The organism is Amycolatopsis sp. cg5, from assembly GCF_041346955.1.
Taxonomy (GTDB): Bacteria; Actinomycetota; Actinomycetes; order Mycobacteriales; family Pseudonocardiaceae; genus Amycolatopsis.
On sequence record NZ_CP166849.1, the window covers coordinates 8,799,890 to 8,816,716 of the forward strand.

The 16,827-nt window shown below is 68.5% G+C and carries 18 protein-coding genes and 1 tRNA gene; 9 read left to right on the forward strand and 10 right to left on the reverse strand.

Annotated features, from left to right (window positions below; all coding sequences use genetic code 11):
• Positions 1-64: 64 nt before the first annotated feature.
• Genes AB5J62_RS39945 through AB5J62_RS39975 form a run of 7 tightly spaced genes read right to left on the reverse strand, consistent with a single transcriptional unit; the run spans position 65 to position 4,317 of the window.
• Positions 65-331: a glutaredoxin domain-containing protein gene (locus AB5J62_RS39945; RefSeq protein ID WP_370945220.1), complete on the reverse strand. Its 267-nt coding sequence runs from the start codon at positions 329-331 to the stop codon at positions 65-67.
• A complete protein-coding gene (locus AB5J62_RS39950) occupies positions 328-1,110 on the reverse strand; it encodes an MBL fold metallo-hydrolase (protein WP_370945221.1) in 783 nt (260 codons plus the stop codon). The genes AB5J62_RS39945 and AB5J62_RS39950 overlap by 4 nt, the downstream gene beginning before the upstream one ends.
• The gene (locus AB5J62_RS39955; RefSeq protein WP_370945222.1) at positions 1,107-1,904 is read right to left on the reverse strand and encodes an NUDIX hydrolase; all 798 of its coding nucleotides are present in this window, start codon (positions 1,902-1,904) and stop codon (positions 1,107-1,109) included. The genes AB5J62_RS39950 and AB5J62_RS39955 overlap by 4 nt, the downstream gene beginning before the upstream one ends.
• A gap of 10 nt (positions 1,905-1,914) precedes the next feature.
• Positions 1,915-3,015 (reverse strand): hypothetical protein, encoded by a 1,101-nt coding sequence (locus AB5J62_RS39960; RefSeq protein WP_370945223.1) that lies wholly within the window; start codon positions 3,013-3,015, stop codon positions 1,915-1,917.
• Positions 3,016-3,050: 35 nt separating this feature from the next.
• Entirely contained in the window at positions 3,051-3,689 is a 639-nt protein-coding gene (locus AB5J62_RS39965) for a hypothetical protein (protein ID WP_370945224.1), read from the reverse strand.
• Positions 3,689-4,144 carry a RidA family protein gene (locus AB5J62_RS39970; RefSeq protein ID WP_091288328.1) on the reverse strand — a complete coding sequence of 152 codons (456 nt, stop codon included), beginning with the start codon at positions 4,142-4,144 and terminating at the stop codon, positions 3,689-3,691. The genes AB5J62_RS39965 and AB5J62_RS39970 overlap by 1 nt, the downstream gene beginning before the upstream one ends.
• A gap of 14 nt (positions 4,145-4,158) precedes the next feature.
• Entirely contained in the window at positions 4,159-4,317 is a 159-nt protein-coding gene (locus AB5J62_RS39975; RefSeq protein WP_091288329.1) for a DUF4177 domain-containing protein, read from the reverse strand.
• Between the two features lie 159 nt (positions 4,318-4,476).
• Here AB5J62_RS39975 and AB5J62_RS39980 point away from each other — a divergent pair, with 159 nt between their 5' ends.
• From AB5J62_RS39980 to AB5J62_RS40000, 5 genes are all read left to right on the forward strand, one after another.
• Positions 4,477-5,334, forward strand: a complete 858-nt coding sequence (locus AB5J62_RS39980) for an esterase/lipase family protein (protein ID WP_370945225.1) — start codon at positions 4,477-4,479, stop codon at positions 5,332-5,334.
• A 66-nt stretch (positions 5,335-5,400) separates the two neighbouring features.
• Positions 5,401-6,318: an esterase/lipase family protein gene (locus AB5J62_RS39985; protein ID WP_370945226.1), complete on the forward strand. Its 918-nt coding sequence runs from the start codon at positions 5,401-5,403 to the stop codon at positions 6,316-6,318.
• A gap of 209 nt (positions 6,319-6,527) precedes the next feature.
• Positions 6,528-6,776: a hypothetical protein gene (locus tag AB5J62_RS39990; protein WP_370945227.1), complete on the forward strand. Its 249-nt coding sequence runs from the start codon at positions 6,528-6,530 to the stop codon at positions 6,774-6,776.
• Between the two features lie 21 nt (positions 6,777-6,797).
• Positions 6,798-7,802 (forward strand): ArsA family ATPase, encoded by a 1,005-nt coding sequence (locus tag AB5J62_RS39995; protein WP_370945228.1) that lies wholly within the window; start codon positions 6,798-6,800, stop codon positions 7,800-7,802.
• Positions 7,802-8,923 carry an ArsA family ATPase gene (locus AB5J62_RS40000; RefSeq protein WP_370945229.1) on the forward strand — a complete coding sequence of 374 codons (1,122 nt, stop codon included), beginning with the start codon at positions 7,802-7,804 and terminating at the stop codon, positions 8,921-8,923. Before AB5J62_RS39995 ends, AB5J62_RS40000 begins: the two co-directional genes overlap by 1 nt.
• A 48-nt stretch (positions 8,924-8,971) precedes the next feature.
• Here AB5J62_RS40000 and AB5J62_RS40005 read toward each other — a convergent pair whose 3' ends face one another.
• Positions 8,972-9,280: a WhiB family transcriptional regulator gene (locus tag AB5J62_RS40005; protein WP_370945230.1), complete on the reverse strand. Its 309-nt coding sequence runs from the start codon at positions 9,278-9,280 to the stop codon at positions 8,972-8,974.
• 319 nt (positions 9,281-9,599) lie between these two features.
• Between AB5J62_RS40005 and AB5J62_RS40010 the strand changes: the two genes are divergently transcribed.
• From AB5J62_RS40010 to AB5J62_RS40020, 3 genes are all read left to right on the forward strand, one after another.
• Positions 9,600-11,765, forward strand: a complete 2,166-nt coding sequence (locus tag AB5J62_RS40010) for a transglycosylase domain-containing protein (RefSeq protein WP_370945231.1) — start codon at positions 9,600-9,602, stop codon at positions 11,763-11,765.
• Positions 11,766-11,921: 156 nt separating this feature from the next.
• Positions 11,922-12,836: a metallophosphoesterase gene (locus tag AB5J62_RS40015; protein ID WP_370950468.1), complete on the forward strand. Its 915-nt coding sequence runs from the start codon at positions 11,922-11,924 to the stop codon at positions 12,834-12,836.
• Positions 12,837-12,883: 47 nt separating this feature from the next.
• Positions 12,884-12,957: transfer RNA gene (locus AB5J62_RS40020), tRNA-Pro, on the forward strand.
• Positions 12,958-13,007: 50 nt separating this feature from the next.
• Here the strand turns inward: AB5J62_RS40020 and AB5J62_RS40025 are convergent.
• Positions 13,008-13,763, reverse strand: a complete 756-nt coding sequence (locus AB5J62_RS40025; protein WP_370945232.1) for a methyltransferase domain-containing protein — start codon at positions 13,761-13,763, stop codon at positions 13,008-13,010.
• 39 nt (positions 13,764-13,802) lie between these two features.
• Here AB5J62_RS40025 and AB5J62_RS40030 point away from each other — a divergent pair, with 39 nt between their 5' ends.
• A complete protein-coding gene (locus tag AB5J62_RS40030) occupies positions 13,803-15,647 on the forward strand; it encodes a prolyl oligopeptidase family serine peptidase (protein WP_370945233.1) in 1,845 nt (614 codons plus the stop codon).
• 493 nt (positions 15,648-16,140) lie between these two features.
• Here the strand turns inward: AB5J62_RS40030 and AB5J62_RS40035 are convergent, their stop codons facing one another.
• Complete coding sequence (locus AB5J62_RS40035) at positions 16,141-16,767, reverse strand: TIGR03085 family metal-binding protein (protein ID WP_370945234.1); 627 nt, start codon at positions 16,765-16,767, stop codon at positions 16,141-16,143.
• Positions 16,768-16,827 lie beyond the last annotated feature (60 nt).

Here is a 16,827-nt window from a genome sequence, read left to right on the forward strand (position 1 = left end):
CGAGCATGGGGTCGTGAGTGGTACGGCCGGTTCTAACCGGTCAAAACACTCACGACCCCAGCGCTCAGGAACCCAGGAGTTCGGGGGCTTGGTCGCGGACGGCCGCCTCGATCTCGGGGTAGCTCGGGTTGACGGCGGACCAGGTCCCGACGACGACCGTCGGCACGGTCTCGTTGCCGTCGGCGATCTCGCGCACGCGGGCCGCCGCGTTCGGGTCCTCCCAGATGTTGATCTCCTGCACCGGCAGGCCACTCGCCATCAGGGGACGGCGCAGCGCGGAACAGAACCCGCAACCCGGCCGCCAGTAGAACTCGATCTTCAGGTCGCTCACGCGCCCGCCTCCGCTCGTAAGTAGTCCAGCTGCGCCTGCACACTCCACTCGGCGGGCACCCACAGCGACGGGTCGACGTCGGCGTAGACGACCTCGACGACCTGCCGTGCGGTGGCGTCGTCACCGAGCTCACGAAGAGCCGAACGCACTTGATCGAGCCGCTGTTCCCGATGGGCCAGGTATTCCGCGACCGTGGCCCGCAGATCCGGCAGTTCGGCGCCGTGACCAGGAAGTCCGAGCACACCTTCCGGCAGCACGTCGAGCAGTTTTCGCAGGGTGCGCAGGTAATCGCCGAGGTCGGAGAGCACCGTGGTGCCCCGGCCGAGGATGGTGTCGCCGGTCAGCATCTCGTCGCCGACGCGCAGCGACACGGAGTCCTCGGTGTGGCCAGGGGTGTGCACGACCTCGATCTCCAGGCCCGCCGCCCGCACGATCTCGCCGTCCACGAGCGGCTCTCCACCGCGGCACAGCTCCGCGGAGAACGCCCGCACCGGGGCGCCGACGCGCTCGGCGAGCCACGGCGCGCCTTCGACGTGATCGGGGTGGTGGTGCGTGAGCAGGATCAGCTCGATCGCGCCGAGCTTGGTCAGCTCGGTCAGGTGCTCGACGTCCTCGTAACCGGGGTCGACGATCACCTTCGTGACCGCGGCGGGCGCCCGCAGCACCCAGGTGTTGGTGCCGTCGAGCGTCATCGCGGACGGGTTGTTCTCCAGCAGCACCGAAGCGGTCGGCGAGACCGGCCGGAGCACGCCGTAGGCCGGGTGGGTCGGTGCGGTCACAGTCCCTCCAGGATCACGCGGACCTTGTCGCCTTCGCGGACCAGGCTGGGCATCACCTTGCTGATCTCACGCGGCGACGCGAGCGCTTCGGCGGCGTCCTTGAACTCACCGAGTTCGTTGAGCGTGATCCAGGTCGGCGGCATCAGCATGCGCAGGCCCTGCTCGGCGTCGGCCAGCGCTTCGGCCGGTCGCTGCCAGCCCGAGCTGTCGGCTTCGGAGGTCATGCCGTCCGCGTGCTGGCCTTCGGGCAGCACCGCGACGAAGAAGCGGGTGTCGTAGCGACGCGGTTCCGCCGCCGGGGTCACCCAGTTCGCCCACGGCCGCAACAGATCGGCGCGCAACGTCAGCCCGGCGTCGGCCAAGAAGGCCGCCAACGACAGCTCACGGCTGACCAGCGCCTGCCGCACGTCCGCGTACTTGGCCGTGTCCGCGAGTACGGACGACTCGGTGCCCGCGAGCAGAACTCCGGACTCCTCAAAGGTTTCCCGGACCGCGGCGCACACCAGCGCACGCGCGAGAGACTCGTCACAGCCGAACCATTCGGCCCACTTCGCGGGTTCCGGACCGGCCCACGCGACGGAAGCGTCGGCGTCACGCTTGTCGACGCCGCCACCGGGGAAGACCGTCATGCCACCGGCGAACGGCATCCCCTTGACCCGGTGCTGCAGGAAGACCTCGACGCCGCCGTCGACGTCACGCAGCAACATGACCGTCGCGGCGTCCTTGGGCGTCGCCGGTGGTCCCGATAGATCGGGACGCACCGGGATGTTGAAGCTCAGCGGCAGTTCCACCACCGCAACATACCTAAGCCGGCGACCAACCCTGATCGCCCGAGCGGGAAGCGCCGTTCATCCGGATGTTCGCCGCCTCGGCGCGCTCGCGCTCGGCGAGTTCGGCGTGCAGCTCACGCAGCAGCGCGCGGTCGCGCTCGCTCAGGCTCGGGTCGTCGAGATCCAGCGCGGGCAGTTCGACCACCTCGTGCAGGCTCGGCTTGCCGGAGACGATCTCGCGGCCCTTCTCCGGGTCCTCGGCCAGCGCCCGCCGTAGCTGCGCGACCTCCTCCGGGGTCAGGTCGGCCGTCCGCTCCGCCCTGGTCTCACGCACCTGCTCCACCGGCTGGACGACCGGCACCACCGGTGTCACCGGCGCGGCCGGTGCCGCCGGTGCCACCTGGACGGGCGGTGCCGCGCGAAGACCGTGCCTGCTCGGCGGCGGGTCGGCCTGCTTGACCACCGGGGAAGGCTTGGACTCGAACGGCTGGAAGTCCTGGCGCGTCGGGTTGCCGGTGACCCACACCGGGGTCGACGCGGTCCACGCGGCGTTCTGGTAGCCGGGCATCTTCGCGCCGGGCGGGCTCACCTCGACGACCGCGCGGAGGCCGGCACGGCGCAGCGCGGTGTCGATCCGGAACGCGACCGCGGGCGGGTTGCCTTCCGGCCCGATCTCGACCAGCACGATGCGCTGCGGCATCGGCCCCGGCACGCTGCCGGCCGGTGTGGTGCGCCAGACCGCGTGCACCGCGCGCACGTCCGGCAGCACCTGCAAGCTGCGTTCTAAAGCCTCGCCGACGCCGAACTCGGGCCCGTTGTCGCCGGTGAAGCGGTGCGACTCGTCCTGGTCCGACTCGTCGACGACCAGGCCGTCGACGAGCGTGGCGTCCGATCTGCTCATCTCGAGCACGAGCGCCAGTTCGCGCTGCTCGCCGGAGTTGACCGGGATCCGGCCCGCGATGAGCGTGCCGGTGACCAGCTCGACGGCCTCGTCGAGGTGGGCGTGCGCGATCAGCTCACGCGCTTCGGTCAGCGCGGTGTCGTCGATCCGGCCCGCGAGGGCCAGCAACAGGTTGTGCAGCCGCAGTGGCACCGAGAACCCTTCCATCGAGGAGTTCTCGTTGACCTCCACCATGCTCTGCTCCTCCCAGCTCGCTGGAGGCGCGAGCGTTAAGCGGCGACCAGCCGGTTTCCGGTGTCCACGGCGCCGACGCACACCAACTCCGAGTTCGCCAGTGCCGACTGGTGGTATTCGGGCAATTCGATGTTCGGGAGCAGTACCTCGACGCTGGGTTCTTCGTCACCCAGCACGCGCAGGACACGCTGCAGCTCGCCGGTCAGCCTCGGCAGTCCGTTCAACGCCGTGACGACCAGAACCCGCTTGGCCCCTCCGAGTCCTACACCGCCGTCGGCACCACCGTGCCGCCAGCTCTGCCGAACTTCCCCGACATCCGGCCGTCCACGCAACGTCGCGTGAAGCACCACGGACACCATATCGACCGAGTTAACCCATTCGGGTGCACTCAGCGAGAATGTGTACCGGGTATCGGAGACCTCGTCTACCCCGAGTGTCGAACTGACCTGATGCCAGTCGGCGCCGTGCGGGATGAGCCCGGCGACTAGCAGCCGGTACTCCGTTTGGTTCAGGTCGATCCTGTGCTTAAGCAAAGATCTTGGGAGGGTCCGGGCGAGGGTGCTCATCGCACCTTCGCCGAGCCAGTCGCGGAAACGCCAGAGCGTCTGGTCCGGCAGCCGTCCGGCCAGCCGCACCAGCAGTTCGTGACAGGACTGCTCGATGTCCGGATCCATCAGTTCACCTCGACGATGAGCTCGACTTCCACTGGCGCGCCGATCGGCAGCTCGGCCACACCCACCGCGGAACGCGCGTGGATGCCCGCGTCGCCGAAGATCTCGCCGAGCGTCTCGGACGCCCCGTTGATCACGGCGGGCTGCCCGGTGAAGCCTTCGGCGGAGGCGACGAACCCGACGACCTTGACCACGCGCGCGACGTTGTCGATGCCGACGACCGAGTCGACGGCGGCGAGCGCGTTGAGGATCGACAGGCGGGCGTAGTCCTTGGCCTCTTCCGGGCTGACCTCGGCGCCGACCTTGCCGGTCGCGGGCAGCTTGCCGTCGACGAACGGCAGCTGGCCGGAGGTGTACACGTACGAGCCGGACTTCACGGCGGGCACGTAGGCGGCCAGCGGCGCGGCCACGGCAGGCAGCTTGATGCCGAGTTCGGCGAGACGGGCGCTCCAGGTCATACGACGACTCCCGGTTACTTGGCTCGTTTGAGGTAAGCGACGTGCTGCTCACCGGTCGGGTTGGGGAGCACGGTGACGAGTTCCCAGCCGTCCTCGCCCCACTGGTCGAGAATCTGCTTGGTCGCGTGGATCAGCAGGGGGACGGTGGCGTACTCCCATTTGGTGGCGCTCATAAGCGCGAGCGTAGCCAAGTCGCGCCCGGCCGCGGACAGACGTTCCGGAATTCACGCTCCGTGATCGAACATCACCCACGGTCCACCCTGATGTGGCCTAGGCGCGGCGGCCGAACTGCACCACCCTCGGGAAGAGCACCTTCGACCCACGGGAGATCCATGCGCCGCTCCGCACTGCTCGTCGTCCTGATGCTGGTCGCCGGGTTGGCGACAGTGGCGCCCGCGGGTGCCCTCTACGGGCTCAACGACTGGTCGTGCCGTCCGAGCGAGGCGCATCCCGAACCGGTCGTGCTGGTGCACGGCACCGGCGACAACAAGGACTACACCTGGCGCATGCTCGGGCCGATGCTGCTCACGCGCGGCTATTGCGCCTATTCGCTGACCTACGGCGTGCTGCCCGGCGCGCCGGTCGTCGGCGACGTGGTCGGCGGGCTCACCCCGATCGAGGACAGTTCGACCGAACTGAAGGCGTTCGTCGACCGCGTGCTCACCACCACCGGCAAGTCCAAAGTAGACATCGTCGGCTACTCGCAGGGCACGCTGTTGCCGACCTACTACGCCAAGTTCCTTGGCGGCGCGGGAAAAATCAACCGCTACATCAGCCTCGCTCCATTGTGGAACGGCACGAATGTCGCGGGCGCCGCGGACACGTACGCGCTGCTGCGCACGCTCGGACTCGGCTGGCTGACCAACGTCATCACCAACTGCGCGGCCTGCCCCGAAGTGCTCACCGGCTCGGATCTGCTGGCACACCTGCGCGAGGGCGGGATCTTCCTGCCGGACGTCGAATACACGAACATCGTGACGATGTACGACCAGAACATCGTGCCGTACACCAGCGGACTCGGCGAGGGCACGAACATCGTCCTGCAGGACACGTGCGCGGACGATCACGTGAACCACGTCGGCCTGCCCGTCGACCCGAACGCGCTCGGCCACGTGCTCAACGCGCTCGACCCGCCGCACGCGTCGCCCGTCCCCTGCGTGCCGATGGGGCCTGTCGCCCCACGTCAGTGATGGTATGGCACTTTCCAACGTGATGTGCTTCACTCCTACCTACTCGCAAGTAGGTAGGAGTGGACATTGAGGTCCCTTTCAACCGTCATCCTCGCCGCGGTGCTGGCCCTGTTCGCCACCCCGGTCGCCCAGGCCGCGACCTTGGCCGTGCCATGGAACCTTCTGGCGGCGCTGCCCGCCCAACTCGCCAACCCCGGCGGCCCACCGCCCGGCGCGAACGACTGGTCCTGCCGCCCGAGCGCGGCACACCCGAGCCCGGTCGTGCTGGTGCACGGCCTCGGCGCCAACCAGACCGTCAACTGGCAGACCTACAGCCCACTGCTGAAGAACAACGGCTACTGCGTTTTCTCGTTGACCTACGGCGTTCCCGGTGACCCGCTGCCCATTTACCAGCCCGGCGGCCTGGTCCGCATGGAAGACAGCGCGGCCGAGTTCTCCCGCTTCGTCGACAAGGTCCTCGCCGCGACCGGCGCCGCGAAGGTGAGCATCCTCGGCCACTCCGAGGGCACCGTGATGCCCAGTTACTACGTCAAGTTCCTCGGTGGAGCGTCCAAAGTGGACAAGTACGTCGGGCTGACCCCGCTGTGGGACGGCACGACGCTGTACGGCCTTTCCCATGTCTACAAATGGGGCCAGTCGATCGTCGACCCGATCCTCAACCCGCTGTGCGGCTCCTGCACCGAGTTCCTCGCGGGCTCCGACTTCCTCACCAAGATGAAGAGCGGCAACGGCCAGTTCCAGCCTGGCGTGCAGTACACCAACATCCTCACCCGCTACGACGAGCTGGTCATCCCCTACACGAGCGGCAAGGGCACCGGCCCCAACGTCCGCAACATCGTCCTCCAGGACACCTGCCCACTCGACTTCGCCGAGCACGCAGGCCTCGCCGCCGACCGCAACGCCGCCGGCCACGTCCTCAACGCACTCGACCCGGCCCACACCCGCCCGGTCCCCTGCCACCCAGCAGGCCCCCTGGGCAGCTGATCCCGCCCCAATGCGTCCTTCGGTCCCTGCTAGGTGCCGAAAGACGCATTCGGGACCTCCCACGGACCGAAAGACGCATTCGGGAGGCGGGAGGGACCGAACGACGCATTCGGGTAACCACAAGCCCGAAAGCCACTTTCGGCAGATAAGACCTGACGAAAGTGGCTTTCGGGGTTTGGGGGCGTGCCCGGCCGGATAGCGTGGGCGGCGTGGACGTTTGGCGGGTCGTGGCCGCGGTCGGGTGGGGTGTCGTCGGGGTGCCCTTGGTGCTCATCGTGATGGCCAAGGTCAGGGATCGGACGGACAGCTCGGGGCAGGTCGCGGTCGGCGGGGCGATCGGGGTGACCGTGCTGATCCTCACGGGTGTGCTGATGCTCACCGTGCTGCCGGGTGTGCTGACCTGGGTGATCGTCGCGGTGGGCGCCGCTGCGGTCAGCGTCATGATGCTGGCGAGCTGATCGGTGACCTACGCTGAGAAGGTGACGACTCCCCTGGCCGGCTGGACCGACGAACTCGCCAGAACGCGGCTGCATTTCGTCAGCGGCAAGGGCGGGACGGGCAAGACCACTTTGGCCGCCGCGCTCGGACTGGCGCTGGCGCACAGTGGGCGGCGGGTGCTGCTGATCGAGGTCGAAGGCCGTCAGGGCATCGCGCAGCTCTTCGACACCGAGCCGTTGCCGTACGCGGAGCAGCGGATCGCGTCCACGCCCGGTGGTGGTGAGCTGCGTGCGCTGCACATCGATGTCGAGGCGGCGCTGCTCGAGTACTTCGAGATGTTCTACAACCTGGGTTTCGCGGGGCGGACGCTGCGGCGGATGGGCGCGATCGAGTTCGCGACCACGCTCGCGCCCGGTCTGCGTGATGTCCTGCTCACCGGGAAGATCAAGGAATGTGTCGGCCGCACCGAGTCGGACGGCAGGCACACCTATGACGCCGTCGTCGTCGATTCGCCGCCGACGGGCCGGGTGGTCAAGTTCCTCGACGTGACGAAGGCGCTCACGGATCTCGCGAAGACCGGCCCGATCCGCGGCCAGGCCGACGGTGTCGTGCGGCTGCTGCATTCCGGTGAGACCGCGGTGCATCTGGTGACGCTGCTGGAGGAGATGCCGGTCCGCGAGACCGTCGAAGGTGTCGCCGAGCTCGACGGCGCCGACCTGCGTCCCGGTGCGGTGCTGGTCAACCGGGTCCGCCCGCCGCGGCTGCCGGCGCGCTCGATCACCGCGGCCGCCGATGGCCGGGTCGACGCCTCCCGGGTCCGCGCCGGGCTCGCCGCGACCGGTCTCAAGCTGCCGGACGAGACGCTCGACGCGCTCGTCGAGGAGACCGTCGAACACGCGATCCGCGTCGCCGCCGAGCAGCGCGCGCGTGAACAGCTCGCCGAGGCGGATCTGCCGACGCTCGAGCTGCCCGATCTCACCGACGGCATCGACGTCGCCGCGCTCTACGAACTCGCCGAAGCATTGACCGAGCAGGGGGTGCGCTGATGGAACTCGACGTCGACGCACTGATCGACGACCCGAAGAGTCGCGTGATCGTGTGCTGCGGCTCCGGCGGTGTCGGCAAGACGACGACCGCGGCCGCGCTGGCGTTGCGCGCCGCCGAACGCGGCAGGCAGACGGTGGTGCTCACCATCGACCCGGCACGCAGGCTCGCGCAGGCGTTGGGGCTCAAGGAACTCGGCAATCACCCGAAGCAGGTGAGCGTCGACGGTTTCGAGCCCAAGGGCGAACTGTGGGCGATGATGCTCGACATGCGTCGCACGTTCGACGACATGGTCCGCAAGCACGCGGGCCCGGAACGCGCCGAGCAGCTGCTGCAGAATCCTTTCTATCAAACGATTTCCACGTCGTTCTCCGGCACGCAGGAGTACATGGCGATGGAAAAGCTAGGTCAGCTGGCGGCGACCGACGAGTGGGACCTGATCATCGTCGACACCCCGCCGAGCCGGTCGGCGCTGGACTTCCTCGACGCGCCGACCCGGCTTTCGAGCGCGCTCGACGGCCGGATGATCCGGCTGCTCACCGGTCCGGCGAAGGCCAGCGGCTGGGGTCTGCGCAAAGTGGTCACCGCCGGGTTCACCATGTTCGCCAAGGCGGTTTCGACGATCATCGGCGGTCAGTTGCTGGCCGACGCGTCGGCGTTCATGCAAGCTTTCGACAGCATGTTCGGCGGATTCCGGGAGCGGGCGCGCAAAACGGCCGAGCTGCTGCGCTCGGAGGGCACCTCGTTCATCGTGGTCGCCGCGCCGGAGCCGGACGCGCTGCGCGAGGCGAGCTACTTCGTCGAGCGGCTTTCGGACGAGGCCATGCCTCTGGCCGGGCTCGTCGCGAACAGGACGCACCCGGTGCTGGCGCCGATCTCGGGCTCGGAAGCGCTCGCCGCGGCCGAGTCGCTGGAAAAGGGCGACACGAACGCGCCGCTGGCCGTGGCCGTGCTTCAGCTGCACGCGGACCGGGTCACGCTCGCCGAGCGGGAGTCCCGGCTGCTCGCGAGGTTCACTCGCGCGCACCCGGAGGTTCCGCTGGTCCGCGTGCCCGCGCTCCCCAGCGACGTGCACGACATAGCCGGGCTCCGCGATATCGGAGACCGGCTGTCAGGAGCGTGAGCGCGAGAGCGCCCACGTTCCCCCTCTTTATTCTTTTTTATTTACCAATTACGAAACCCGGACTACGCGACCTTCGCGCTCGTCCGCGTCTCTCTTGGCCGATTCGAGCAGGTCACGCCAGTTCATGACGTCGGGACGCCGACGCAGCAGCGCACGCCGCTCGCGTTCGGTCATCCCACCCCAGACCCCGAAACTGATTCGATTGTCGAGTGCTTCCGCCAGACATTCAGTGCGGACCGGGCAACCCATGCACACGCTTTTCGCCCGGTTCTGCTCCGCGCCGCGGACGAATAACCCATCAGGGTCAGCGTCCCGGCACGAGGCGTCGATCCGCCAGCTCGACTGGTTGGTTTCCATACCCCCAGCTCCCTACCTGGTGTCGACACACCAACAGGGGCAAATGCCGCTCAAGCCCCCGCGAGCGCGTCTACTCTGCTCACGTCGGTGAAACCGGCACCTCCCCGGTGCCGGAGTGCCAGTACCAGATTGATCACCCGGTCGCTGGCTTCTCTTCGTGAGACGTTGACGGACTGTAAGGTCCCTCGGTTCCATCCGCCAGCCCTAGAATGCCTTTCGTTACCACTGGTGACCACACGGGGTCGCTTTTGTCACCGGAATGGACCTGGTGGTGGCACGAGGTCACGGAGGTCTAACCGCCTCCGCGTACCCTGATCACGTGCGGAAAACGGACGGTCTGCTGAAACTGCTAGGTCTTTGCATACTGGCGGGTGTCCTCGTCGCCGGTGTGTTGTTCCCGGTCGTGGGCGCCGCGGGGGTCATGTCGAACCAGGCGAGCGAGACGGTCGACAAGACCTCGTCCGACCTCGCCGACATCCCGCCGCCCCTTGTGACCACTGTCACAGACTCCGAGGGCGCCGCGATCGCGACGCTGTACGACCAGTACCGGCTGCCGGTGTCCGACACCCAGATCAACCCGGCGATGCAGTGGGCGCTCGTCTCGACCGAGGACAAGCGGTTCTACGACCACCACGGCGTCGACTGGACGGGCACGCTGCGCGCCGCAGTCAGCAACACCGCGGGCGGCGACACGCAGGGCGCGTCGACGCTGACCCAGCAGTACGTCAAGAACTACTTGATCAACATCGTCTACCGCGGCAACAAGATCGGCCAGCAGAAGGCGCAAGAGGCCTCGCTCGCCCGCAAGCTCAAGGAAGCGCGGATCGCGATCCAGCTCGAGACGAAGATGACGAAGCCGCAGATCCTCGCCGGCTACCTCAACATCGTCGAGTTCTCGCGCCAGATCTACGGCATCGGCGCGGCCGCGCACGCGTACTTCGACACCACGCCGGAAGCGCTGACCGTCCCGCAGGCCGCACTGCTCGCCGGGCTGGTCAACAACCCCGCCTACTTCGACCCGTGGAACCACGCCGACAAGGCGCTGCAGCGCCGCAATCTGGTGCTCGACCGCATGGTGGAGAACCAGAAGCTCGCGAAGGCGGACGCGGAGAAGTTCAAGGCAGAGGGACTCGGCGTCGTCGAAGGTCAGCCGAAGAAGCCCGCCTCGAACTGTGTCGGTGCCGGACCGGAGCACGGCTTCTTCTGCCAGTACGCGCTCGAGTACCTCATCAAGGCCGGTCTCAAGGAAGACGACATCCAGACCGGCGGCTACACCATCAAGACCACTTTGGACCGTAAGGCGAACTCCGAAGCCAAGAAGTCGGCCGAAACGCAGGTCGACAAGAAAGAGCCGTACATCGCGAACACGCTTTCCTTGGTGAAACCAGGAAAAGAACGGCATCCGGTCGTCGCGCTGGCCGCGAACCGGGACTTCGGCACGGACGCTTCGCAAGGCCAGACCTCGTTCACGCTGCCGTCCGGCGTCTGGAACGTCGGCGGCGCCGGTTCGACGTACAAGATCTTCACCACGGCGGCGGCGCTGGACAAGGGCGTCACCGGGATCTACGCGAACATCGACGTGCCACCGAACTACACCTCGAAGATCTTCACCGGCGGCGGGAACAGCTGCCCGAAAACGGGGCCACCGCTCAATTCCAAGTGGTACTGCGTCGGCAACGCGGGTGACTACGGTGGCGCGGACGCGTCGATGTCGCTGCAGACGGCGCTGGCCACCTCACCGAACACCTCGTTCGTGATACTGGAAGACCGCATCGGCAGCACCGGCCCCATCGTCGACATGGCGAACAAGCTGGGCATGCGCGAGACCATGGCCACCAGCGCGGCAGGCCGCCCGGTGGATCCCAAGGCGACCGACGCGCAGTTGAACATGCCGCAGCTCCAGTTCTTCGGGCCGTCCGGCAAGAACCCCGGCAAGGGCGCGATCACCCTCGGCCCCAGCCCGCTGAGCGGCCTGGAACTCGGCAACGTCGCGGCGACCATCCTCAGCGGTGGCGTCTGGTGCCCGCCGACGCCGATCGTGTCCGTCACCGACCGCAACGGGCAGCCCATCCCGGTCAAGGAAGCCGCCTGTGAGCAGGTCATCCCGGAGGGGCTGGCCAACACGCTGGCGGTCGGCCTGAGCAAGGACGACCTGCCGGGCGGGACCTCCAACACCGCCGCGCGCAACGTCGGCTGGGACCGGCCGATGATCGGCAAGACCGGCACCACCCAGGACAACGTCTCCGGCACCTTCGTCGGCGGCACCCCGCAGCTCGCCGGTGCGGCGATGACGTTCAAGTTCGGCGGTGGCCAGGGCGGTATCTGCGACCACCCGAGCGCTCCCGGCTTCGTGCGTCTTTGCCCCAACGGCAACATCTACGGCGGCCGGGCGCCCGCCAGGACGTGGTTCGGCGCGATGAAGAACATCATGGCCGACCAGCCGGTCGAGCAACTGCCTCAACCGGATCCGCAGTACATGAACTGACCTAGACCGCGAAGGGGCTACGCGATCACATCGCGTAGCCCCTTCGCGTTTCACGGGCCGGTACACCCGCTAGCGCGATGACTCGGACACCGAGCACGTATCCTGTAACCCGTGAGCACGCAGAGTGACAAAGGGTTGACAGTCAAACGCCTGGCCGTGGGAACGGTCGCCTTGGGGGCGGCGACGCTCGGTTACGCCGTCGGGATCGAGCGCAGGCACTGGACGCTGCGCACCGCGGAGCTGCCCGTGCTGAACCCGGGCTCGCGGCCGATCAAGGTGCTGCACGTGTCCGATCTCCACATGCTGCCCTCGCACGTGTCGAAGCAGCGCTGGGTGGCCGCGCTCGACGAGCTGGACCCCGATTTCGTCGTCAACACCGGCGACAACCTCTCGCATCCCCAGGCCGTGCCGTCCGTGCTGCGCGCGCTCGGGCCGCTGCTGGACCGGCCCGGCGTGTTCGTCTTCGGCAGCAACGACTACTACGCGCCCAAGCCGAAGAACCCGGCGCGGTACCTGATGCCCAAGGGCAGCAAGAAGCGCATCCACGGCGATCACCTGCCCTGGCGCGACCTGCGCGCCGCGTTCGTCGAGCACGGCTGGGTCGACCTCACCCACGTCCGGCGCACGGTCGAGGTGGCTGGCCAGGACATCTTCTGCGCGGGCGTCGACGACCCGCACCTGCGCCGCGACCGCTACACCGACATCTCCGGCCCCGCCGACCGCACGGCGACGCTGCGCCTGGGCGTCACGCACTCGCCGGAGCCGCGGGTGCTCGACACCTTCGCCGCCGACGGCTACGACCTCGTCATGGCCGGGCACACGCACGGCGGCCAGCTGCGCGTCCCCGGCTACGGCGCGCTCGTGACCAACTGCGAACTCGACCGGACGCGCGCCCGTGGCGCGTCGCGCTGGGGCGCCCGCATGTGGCTGCACGTTTCGGCCGGGCTGGGCACTTCGCCGTTCGCTCCGGTCCGGTTCGCGTGCCCGCCGGAAGCGAGCCTGTTGACCCTGGTGGCCAGGGACAAGACGCCGCAGACGACCCCACGTCAGGTCCGAAAAGCGGTCCGCTAGACTTCTCAACGACCCGAGGAGCGGCCTGCCGCTCCAAATCAGTAAGCCGGGGTGTGGCGCAGCTTGGTAGCGTGCCTCGTTCGGGTCGAGGAGGTCGTGGGTTCGAATCCCGCCACCCCGACGCGAAAGCGGGCGATCAGTTCACTGGTCGCCCGCTTTTTCAATTCCGGCTCACTTCGTCGCGAGCACTTCCACCCAGCACTGTGTGAAGTCGCCTGACGGGCCACGCGACCACGTCCACGCCGAGCGTGCGGCGCTGGCGAGCTGGTCGCGGTCCGGGGTGTCCTGCTGGAGTGCGGCGATCAGGCGCTGCTCGACGTAGCCGGCCAGGTCCTTGTACGACTGGTCGACGCGGTAGCGGGTGTGCGTGCGTATGTCGGTGAAACCGGCCTGCTGCACCTGGCCAGGCAGATGCTTTCCGGCGAACGGGTCGCCGCCCGCGCGACGGCGCAGCAGGTAGTGGCCGCGCAGCGCGGCGTCCACATTCGCCGTCTTGGGGCGAAGTTTGGCCCTGCTCCAGTCCGATGTGGACAGTGCGAGCAGGCCGCCGGTGCGCAGCACCCGTCTGAACTCGCCCAACGCCCGCGCCGGATCGGCCAGATGCTCGATGAGCGCGTGCGCGAAGACGATGTCGATGCTGGAGTCGTCGAGCGGGAGCGCGTACGCCGACGCGGCGAGGAACTCCACTTTGGATCTCGGGTGCCTGCGGCGGGCATGCACGAGCTGGGACGGCTCGGAGTCGACGGCGATGACGCGGGCCGCGGGCAGCAGGCCGGTGGTGATGGTGCCGGGTCCGCAGCCGACGTCGAGCAGCGTCACGGCCGGGTTCAGGTGGGGCATGACGAAGGCGGCGCGGTCACCGGCGCGGCGCGCGGCCATCATCGAAATCGCGTCCTGCGCGTAGCCCGGCGCGTAACCCTCCAGCACCCCGCACACAGTACGGCTCAGAGGTGGCAGGATCGAGGGGTGAGCACGCAATCGGCACCCCAGTTTCCGGCCGCGGTGGTCCCCGACCGCCTCTTCGACGACGCGACGGCCGAGAGCCGCTGGCGCGCGCGGTTCCACGCGTCGCGGATCTCGGTCCCGGACTGGGCGATCGACGCACCGGACGCGAACATCTACGTCTCCAACGCCAGCGGCGTCTGGGAGGTGTACGCCTGGAACCGCGCGACCGGCGAGCACCGCCGCGTCACCGACCGGCCGAACGGCACCATGCACGCCGTGCCGTCGCCGGACGGGCAGTGGATCTGGTGGTTCAACGACACCGACGGCGACGAGTTCGGCTCGTGGGTCCGTGAGCCGTTCGCCGGTGGCGTCGAAGCCGCGCCGGCGATCCCGGACGTGCACGACGGCTACCCGGCCGGGCTGGAGATCGGCGACTCGGTGATCGCGGTCGGCGTCTCGACCGACGACGGCAGCAAGCTGTTCACGCACACCGGCGGCGAGACCAAGCTGTTCTACTCGAATGAAGACGACGCCGGGATCGCGTCGATGTCGCGTGACGAGCGGCTGCTGGTCATCTCGCACTCCGAGCACGGCGACTCGCGCCACCCGGCGCTGCGGGTGCTGAAGACCGGCGATTTCGCCGTCGTCTCGGACAAGTGGGACGGCGAGGGCAAGGGACTTTCCGCGCTCGAGTTCTCGCCGCTGCGCGGGGACGCCAGGCTGCTCGTGCTGCACGAGCGGCGCGGCCGCGAGGAACTGCTGATCTGGGACGTCGAGGCCGACACCGAGACCGAGATTTCCCTTGACCTGCCAGGAGAGGTCGCCGCGGGCTGGTACCCGCAGGCCCACGCGCTGCTCGTCGCGCACTTCCACCAGGGCCGCAGCTCGCTGTACCGGTACGACCTCGCCACCGGCTCATTGTCCTCTTTGGACACTCCGGCCGGCCGGATCGGCGGCGCGGGCGTGCGCCCGGACGGCACCGTCGAATACGGCTGGTCGAACGCCGCCCACCCGCCCGCGATCCGCGTGCGCGCCGCCGACGGCACCGACACCGTCCTGCTCGAGCCGCCCGGCGACCAGTCACCGGGTTCCTCCCCGATGACGGACGCGTTCGTCGACGGCATCGGCGGCCAGATCCACGCGCTCGTCTCACGCCCGGCCGACGCGCCGGAAGGCCCGCTGCCGACGGTGTTCTCACTGCACGGCGGCCCGCACGCGGCCGACGAGGACCGCTTCTCGGCCTACCGCGCGCTGTGGCTCGACGCGGGTTTCGCGGTCGTGGAGGTCAACTACCGCGGCTCGACCGGCTACGGTTCGGCTTGGCGTGACGCGATCGAAGGCCGCCCCGGCCTGACCGAACTCGAAGACGTCGCCGCCGTGCACGACTGGGCCGTCCAAAGTGGACTCGCCTCGCCGTCGCAATGCGTCGTGAACGGCGCTTCTTGGGGCGGCTACTTGTCTTTGCTCGCGTTGGGCACGCAGCCCGAGCGGTGGGCGGCGGGTATCGCCGGCGTACCGGTGGCCGACTACGTCGCCGCGTACGAAGACGAGATGGAGCAGCTGCGCTCGTTCGACCGCGCACTCTTCGGCGGCTCGCCGGAGACCGTGCCCGCGGTCTACAAGGAGTGCTCGCCGATCACCTACGTCGACGCGGTGACCGCGCCGGTACTCGTGCTCGCCGGCGACAACGACCCGCGCTGCCCGATCCGCCAGATCGAGAACTACCTCGGCCGCCTCGCCGCCCGCGACGCGTCTTTCGAGTTCTACCGCTACGACGCCGGCCACGGCTCACTGGTGATCGCCGAGACGATCAAGCAGACGTCGATCGAGGTCGGGTTCGCGCTGCGTGCACTGGGATTGCGCTGAGTAGTTGAACCTTCCCCAGTTGTTATCCACAATCGGGTGACCCTGTGGATAACTCCCTCGATCTGGGGGCTCCGTCGGTGACGGTCGGTAGACTGTTGCAGGGCGGAGCCCCCAGGGCGGGTGGGGGGGTGTCTTTAGGTAGGGCAGGCCGATTTTCGCGCCTCGGGCGCCTGCCCGAGCAAGGCGGGGCCACGTGACAAGGGCACCCCTTGTCACGTCCAGCCACACAAGGGCCACCCTTGTTCCGCCTCAAGGCCGATCAGGGGGGCGCGCCCTCTGTGGACACTCAGCGAAGCCGGGATGCATGAGACACGCGATACCGGCGGGATCGCGTGGGCGGTGCGCACAAACGCCACTTATGTAACCGTGAGCGGCACAAACGCCACGTTCGTAACGTCCCGACCATTCGCAAGAGTGCGCAAAACGGTCACCAGGGGACAAAATTCACGCGCTTGCGTCCTTTGTGGACGCTCACCGGGCGGGCGCGGGGCCCTCAGAGGCCGCGCGAGGTGTCCTGCAGGGTCGCGATGGCGGATTCGGTGCCCTCGAAGGAAAGCCGGACCGCGGAGCGGCCGAACGAGTACAGCAGCAGGTCCATCGGCTCGCCCAGTACGGAGACCGCTTCGCCGTCGCCGTGCGCGATCACCGACTGGCCTGCCGGGGTGCGGAGCGTCACGCCGATGCCGCTGCGGCGATAGTACATCTTCGCCGACTGCTTGACCGAGGCCCAGGCGGCTTTGTCGCGCAGGGTGTCGGCGGGGCGGGGTGCCCAGTCGGGCTGGGCGCGGCGGACGTCTTCGTGGTGGACGAGGAATTCGGCCGTGTTCGTGAGCTCGTCGAGTGCGCCGAACGAGGTGGGCCAGTACCAGGCCGGGCCGGTGCGGATGGTCGAGACCAGGTCGGCCCAGGGCCGCTGGGCGTAGTCGTTCTGGACGCGCTCGGTGTGTTTGGCGAGCGCGGGCAGGATGATGCCGGGTGCGGCGTCGATGCGGTGCTCGCGGACCACCAGGTGGGCCGCGAGGTCGCGGGTCGTCCAGCCTTCGCACAACGTCGGCGCGTCCGGGCCCAGCTCTTCGAACAGGTCACACAGCGCGCGGCGCTCATCGCGGGCTACTCCCATGCTTGGAAGATACAGCGGCGCGAAGCGCCTCGGTTGAGGGTGGCGGTGGGCGACGGGCGG

Bases quoted from the DNA above. Each gene is read 5' to 3' on its own strand.
- AB5J62_RS39960 (WP_370945223.1), bottom strand. From the start codon at position 3,015: ATGGTGGAGGTCAACGAGAACTCCTCGATGGAAGGGTTCTCGGTGCCA.
- AB5J62_RS39965 (WP_370945224.1), bottom strand. From the start codon at position 3,689: ATGGATCCGGACATCGAGCAGTCCTGTCACGAACTGCTGGTGCGGCTG.
- AB5J62_RS39970 (WP_091288328.1), bottom strand. From the start codon at position 4,144: ATGACCTGGAGCGCCCGTCTCGCCGAACTCGGCATCAAGCTGCCTGCC.
- AB5J62_RS39975 (WP_091288329.1), bottom strand. From the start codon at position 4,317: ATGAGCGCCACCAAATGGGAGTACGCCACCGTCCCCCTGCTGATCCAC.
- AB5J62_RS39980 (WP_370945225.1), top strand. From the start codon at position 4,477: ATGCGCCGCTCCGCACTGCTCGTCGTCCTGATGCTGGTCGCCGGGTTG.
- AB5J62_RS40000 (WP_370945229.1), top strand. From the start codon at position 7,802: ATGGAACTCGACGTCGACGCACTGATCGACGACCCGAAGAGTCGCGTG.
- AB5J62_RS40005 (WP_370945230.1), bottom strand. From the start codon at position 9,280: ATGGAAACCAACCAGTCGAGCTGGCGGATCGACGCCTCGTGCCGGGAC.
- AB5J62_RS40035 (WP_370945234.1), bottom strand. From the start codon at position 16,767: ATGGGAGTAGCCCGCGATGAGCGCCGCGCGCTGTGTGACCTGTTCGAA.